The organism is Vibrio sp. V19_P1S1T109 (assembly GCF_002241375.1).
GTDB lineage: Bacteria > Pseudomonadota > Gammaproteobacteria > Enterobacterales > Vibrionaceae > Vibrio > Vibrio anguillarum.
Window position 1 is genome coordinate 1 of sequence record NZ_NDIM01000301.1, and the last position, 5,884, is coordinate 5,884.

The following is a 5,884-nucleotide window of genomic DNA, read 5'->3' on the forward strand; positions in this document are numbered from 1 at the left end:
GACTAATAGAGTGGCTAGAGTGGCATTTCTTAAAATGAAATTTTATAAGAGAAATTTGTCTCATATTTGATTCGTCTCATATTTGAGTCTGTATCTCATCGAAGTGTCGTTGTAATAAGATGCACGTCTACTGATAATTATGTCACCTTATCCATGTTCGCAAGGTATCTGCATTATGCTGGCCTTGCTAACCGTACTTTTAGCCTATCGAACGCAGTTTGGTTGGGAAGGTATGCATATTTAGTAGAGGGAAACTTTTTCATGACAATAAAATATTTGGTTTTCGCTGTAGGAATGATCTCATTGGGTGGCTCAATGGTTCAAGCTGCAGATCAGGAAGGTTGCATTATTAGCCGGAAAACCGGAGATAAGTACTGCCTAAATATAGGGCAGCGTTCAGAATATTCGCTACCATCTTGGATTTATAATCATCAAGTTGATGTTTTAGCACCTAGTGGTGTTTCAGTGATGCTCAGTGACTGGGATAATTTATCTTACAATCGCTTGGCAGTTTTTGACCATTATACTGATAACAGTGAGTTAAAAAATGTTAAAGCATTGAACGGGCAGGCTCTAGATTTTTCTCATCCTCGTTCCATGCGTGTCCTTGCATCGGAACTTTATCCTGAAGCTTGTATCGTGAGCCGTGAAAATGGTGAGCGTTTTTGTCTTAAAGAAGGTGAGCGTTCTGGTTATTCGCTCCCTTCCTATATCTATGGACATCCTGTCGATATAGTCGCTCCTGAAGGTCTTGGAGTGATACTTAGTGATTGGGATAATTTGTCCTATAACCGTTTAGCTGTTTTCGATGGTAATACATCTAATGCACAACTGAAATCAGTGAAAGCTTACAACGGTGAACTCCTTGATTTTTCACACCCTCGTTCTATGCGAGTTGTGTCATTTGATGTACCTTCTGACACCATTAGCACGCAGTTGAAATGGTCATGGCAAGGCGGTGGCTTTAAGCCATTATCGAATCAAGTGATGGCGACTCCAGTTGTTGCTCAACTGAATGATGATAATGGCGATGGTAATATTGATGAAAAAGACATTGCTGACCTTATCGTTGTGACGTTTGAAGGGAACAAGTATGTTAACGGAGGCCTAGTTCGAGCTTTAAGCGGTGTTGATGGCTCGGAGTTGTGGTCTTATGAGCAAGGTGAAGCCATTGCTGACGCAAGATATTCACCAGCTGTCGCTGATTTAGATGGTGATGGTGTAGTTGAAATCGTTACAACCAATACATCTAGCCCCTATTTAAATATTTTGGATAACAACGGTCATGTAAAGAAACAGATTCTCAAAGCACAAACTGGAGGCCGTTCAGTTGGCTCTATAACCCTCGCAGATCTTGATGGGGACGGTAGTGTCGAGATTCTATCTTCAGATGGCGTTTATAATTACGAGTCAGGTCTTGTATTTAGTCATCCTTGGGCCCCATCTTCTATTAATGTGGATATCGATGGCGATAATTCGCAAGAGGTCTTTTCTGGTGGTGTAATGTACCAAAACAGTGGTGCCGTCAATTGGCAGTATCTAGCCAATGATATGGTGTGGTTTTCATCGCTTGTTAATTTGGATAACGATGAGCGTCCAGAAATTGTGGCTTCGGTCCCTGCAACTTTCGCAACAGGCGAAAATGCACGATTTGCTGTTTTAGAACACGACGGTACCGTAAAGTGGGAAGTGAATAATAGTACAAATCCAGGTGGTGGCGTACAAGCTGTTTCTAATTTCTTAGGTAAAGCCAAAGTTATCGAAAACAATGAATGGTCAAAAGTCTATGGATATCGTTCTCATACTAATCCATCGACGATTACTATCACATCGGATGCTAAATTATCAGTACGCTCTGGTTTAGCGATTGATGCGGTGGGGAGCTCAGCTCAATCACTTATTGGTGGCCGTGGTGGTAACCTTAGCCAACCAGTCAATATCAAAGACGTCAAATCTGTTGATGTTACTTGGGGTAAGTATTATTGGGGTGGTTATCATGTCGTTGCGCTCGATTTCAGAATGAGTAATAGCAGTATTATTAGGATGGGGTCGAAAAAGTACGCGTATTCTAAGCAGACCGAGAGTTTTAATGTGCCAGCCGATAGCCAAATTAAGAGTATCAAAGTGTGGACTGAGGGGTGGCTAGTTGATGGTTTGCAATTTGAATTGGCTTCTCGTAGTGGCTCTAATGATATTGATGTGAAAGGCATTGTTTACGCTGGATATACTGCTGTGGATATGTACAACAGTAAAGGTGATCGCGTCTGGTCTGCTGCTAACGATGATACTGGCAGTGGTAAAATTGGTGTTTCTGCTTACGATTTTGATGGCGATGGTATTGATGAAGTTATTGTTCAGGATCATGCCAGAGTGCGAATTCTTGATGGACGAACGGGCCAGGAAAGAGCCTCTTTCGCGCATTCGACCTCAACCTTGTGGGAGTACCCGATTGTTGTTGATCTTGCGGGGGATAACAACGCAGAGCTGATTGTTGTTGCGAATGATTTTGATAAAAACTATGTCGTTAACCATGGTGTGTTTGTTTATGAATCTGCGGACAGTGCAAAACCTTGGAAGAATGCAACTCGCATCTGGAACCAGCATGCTTTCCATCTGACGAATGTTACTCAAGATGGTGTAGTGCCTACAAATGCGACACCAAGTTGGTTGAGCCATAATACATACCGTTCGAGTACATTACGTGCAACGGTGGGTGGTGAGTCTCCAATTTTTGGTTACTCAAATACTCAGCAATCACAACGTGTAGTGACGGCGGATAACCAGATGTATCTGCGTTCTGGTTTTGCGATCGATGCGATCGGCACGACGGCCAATAACTTGGTGGGCGGCCCGGTACAAGGTACTAACGGTGGTGTGCTAAGAGCACCGATTGCTCTTGATCAATTGCAATCCGTGGAAGTTACCTCTGGTCTTTATAACTGGGGTGGTTACCACATAGTGGCGATTAAGTTCACGATGAAGGATGGCTCTAGCGTGTTATTGGGTTCAAGCCACTATGCGAGCAACAAAAAAGTTGAAACGTACACTGTGCCGCAAGGTAAACGCATCAAGCAGATCAATGTTTGGACTGGTGGCTGGTTAGTTGAAGGCTTGCAGTTTGTATTCGATTAATTGATATCGTTTTAATTCAATAATTGAAAATCCCTCGAGACAATCGAGGGATTTTTTATTAACCAGATATGGAGTAGGAATTGTTTTGGACGTATACCATTCGCGGTGTTGGATACATTCGTTTACCTGCAACTTAAAGTCGTTTTTATATATCAGGAATATTTTGAACGAGTGACCAGACTCGGCATTGAATTTGACCAGTGTCCCATCAATAAACACAGCAAGAAATAAAGTGTTGTTGCGGGAGCTTGAAGTGGGAAATCAACACTCATGTGTATCAACATACCAATAATAGCCATCATGGATGATAAGCCGATCCCTTTCATCAATCTATTTCTGCGGTTTTTAAACGCATAAAATGCGCGTTGGGCGGCGACTAAGATCATTACACCTAATATCGAAACCATGACAAGGCCTGATTCTAAGGTGAATTGGATGTAGTCATTATGAGCATGATCGTAAAACAGTTTTACTTTTCCTTGATTGTAGGAAGGAAAAGTGGAGTAGAAAGTACCAGCCCCAAAGCCAGTCAGAGGCCTTTCTTGTATTGCAACTATGGAATATCTGACAACATCATCTCTTGATTCACTTTCCAAGCTAGTTTCAATAAGACGTTGTTTGACTTTCTCCAATCCAAACCATTGGCTCACGATGAACGTATCAATGATGAATAAACTGATTATGAGCACATAAACACTTTTGGGTTTCGGTTTGTAAAACAATAGCAACAGCACACAACCTACGGTTAGGGCGATAAAGAAAGCCATATTTCCCATTCTTGAGCGTGTTAAGACTAATGCAATCACCATGATCACGAGCCCTAAACGTACAAAGGCTTTATCAGACAGCAACACGGCTAAAAACTGTTTAGTGATATTTCTAAATCCGGTTTTGTGTGAGCTATCGAGTTTTGCAATTAATAAGCCAAATCCAATGCAGAGATTCAGCATCAAGAAGTTTGCCAGATGATTATGATAGACAAAGCTTCCGGAGGCTCTATTTCCTAGTGGCAGCTTGAAAATTATCGAATGATCTAGGTTGAGTAGCAAAATCACGCCAGCGTAAAAGCCTTGGCAAATTCCACTGCTAACCATGACTATTGCGAGAAGTTTTAATTTTTTAGGTGTATCGATGAGGACAAGAGCAATAAGACAAAACTGGAAATAGTGGAGCGATTTGATTGCAGAGACAAAGACTAAACTAGGATCCTGAGTTATACCAAGTTGTGGAATACTTTGGATGAATGACCAGCAAGTGATAAGTGCGATGGGAATGATGACTAATTTTCCCCTTATCAGACAGTTTTTCCAATGCTCAAAAGAGTAGTTGAATAAACAGGCAATAAGCAGCAATGCAATCCAGATTTCATTGAATGACCATGCTAATGGGCGATTACTACCTAAAGGTATGGGCAGCCAAAATACAAAAATGAGAAATATTGGGAAAATGGATTTTTCTATTAGACGCATACTATTAATATCAATTAAGAAGGGCAGGAATATACCTGCCCTAAACTGGATGAAAGCATCGAATTAAACGATCAGTTTGGTGAAGCGGTACCACCACCACTGCCATTGCCAGTTCCAAGTGTTGTGGTGTTACCTGGCACCGTTGCGACTGGAGGTAAGCCACCAGGTAAAGCCGATGGAGTACCTGCCGCTGTCGGTTCAGTAATGGTCGCTGGGTCAGCGCCACCGGAGATTGCAGCAACAATCACATCAGTTGAGTCCATTAAATCCATTGCAATAACAGCATCAACGATAGCTTGAGCTGACTCTGGTGATTTAGTGACAGCAAGCTGAATGACTTCAGAACGCATCTCTTGAGGTGCATTTTTAACGAGTATTGCAGTCAAAGCTGCGACTTGGTCACTCGATATATGGTCAAATACTGTATTGAAGATATCGAGTGCTAGTTGTGGGTGTAGAGTAGACGCTAGGTCCGCCATTTCCAGAGCCATGCTTGGGCATAGTTTCATTAAAGCTTGCAGAGAAATAATGGCATCGTCTGCTTGTTCTAGGCTGGCTCTTATTGTGTCTGTGGCCACTTTATGGTTTTTATAAAGTGAACAAGTAATTTCTGTTTCGGCATATAACCTTGAACTAGCCAGCAAAGCTGAAATAGCAATCCAAAATATCCATAGTGATTTTTTCATTGGTAAGTCCTAAAAGCCTACGATTTACTGTTGCGATGATTATAAGTGAAGTAGTACATCCAGTGATATCGTACTTCTGTTAATAAGGGTTCGATTCTCATTCTTAAGGCGTTTTTATGCGCGAGGTTGTCTTAGTTTGGAGCATAAGTTTGAAGATTGAAGTCTGCTAGTAACGTAATAGATTATTGAGGCCATTGTTATACCAAGTAAGCTTGCCCCTAAATCGAGCAAAGAGAATGATCGTGAACGCGATAACATTTGTAAACTTTCATCAATTACGCAACAGGTCGAGACGATAACTATGGCGAGAAAGATGCTCTGTATAGGGGAAAGAGTGGCGGAAATTACTCGGATAAAAACCAAGGTAATGAATAGCGCAAGTGTAAAGTGGAGATAAATATCACCGCCGAGTGACTTTTCCAAAAATATCGGTATCTCAGCATGAATATTCAGTGTTTTTGCCAGTGATAGCGAAGCCGTACCAAGAGAAAGCAAGGCTAACATGAACAAGGCGATAGGCCGGTTTATTGAATAATGTTTTATCATCGAGATCACTCTAGCGCTCTCTTGCAGAGATTATTTTTCTCAGTATAACGT

At 41.6% G+C, this 5,884-nt stretch carries 3 protein-coding genes; 1 reads left to right on the forward strand and 2 read right to left on the reverse strand.

Features of this window, described 5'->3' with window-relative positions; genetic code table 11:
* Nucleotides 1-261 precede the first annotated feature (261 nt).
* Complete coding sequence (locus B9J87_RS14640) at nt 262-3,132, forward strand: beta-prism lectin domain-containing protein (RefSeq protein ID WP_094151488.1); 2,871 nt, start codon at nt 262-264, stop codon at nt 3,130-3,132.
* A 152-nt stretch (nt 3,133-3,284) separates the two neighbouring features.
* On the opposite strand, the gene B9J87_RS14645 is transcribed toward B9J87_RS14640, so the two are convergent.
* Together B9J87_RS14645 and B9J87_RS14650 are read right to left on the reverse strand one after the other, a co-directional pair.
* Entirely contained in the window at nt 3,285-4,601 is a 1,317-nt protein-coding gene (locus tag B9J87_RS14645) for an O-antigen ligase family protein (protein WP_094151490.1), read from the reverse strand.
* A 71-nt stretch (nt 4,602-4,672) separates the two neighbouring features.
* Complete coding sequence (locus B9J87_RS14650) at nt 4,673-5,287, reverse strand: hypothetical protein (RefSeq protein WP_013857353.1); 615 nt, start codon at nt 5,285-5,287, stop codon at nt 4,673-4,675.
* Between the last annotated feature and the right edge of the window lie 597 nt (nt 5,288-5,884).

Bases quoted from the DNA above. Each gene is read 5' to 3' on its own strand.
- B9J87_RS14640 (WP_094151488.1), top strand. From the start codon at position 262: ATGACAATAAAATATTTGGTTTTCGCTGTAGGAATGATCTCATTGGGT.
- B9J87_RS14645 (WP_094151490.1), bottom strand. From the start codon at position 4,601: ATGCGTCTAATAGAAAAATCCATTTTCCCAATATTTCTCATTTTTGTA.
- B9J87_RS14650 (WP_013857353.1), bottom strand. From the start codon at position 5,287: ATGAAAAAATCACTATGGATATTTTGGATTGCTATTTCAGCTTTGCTG.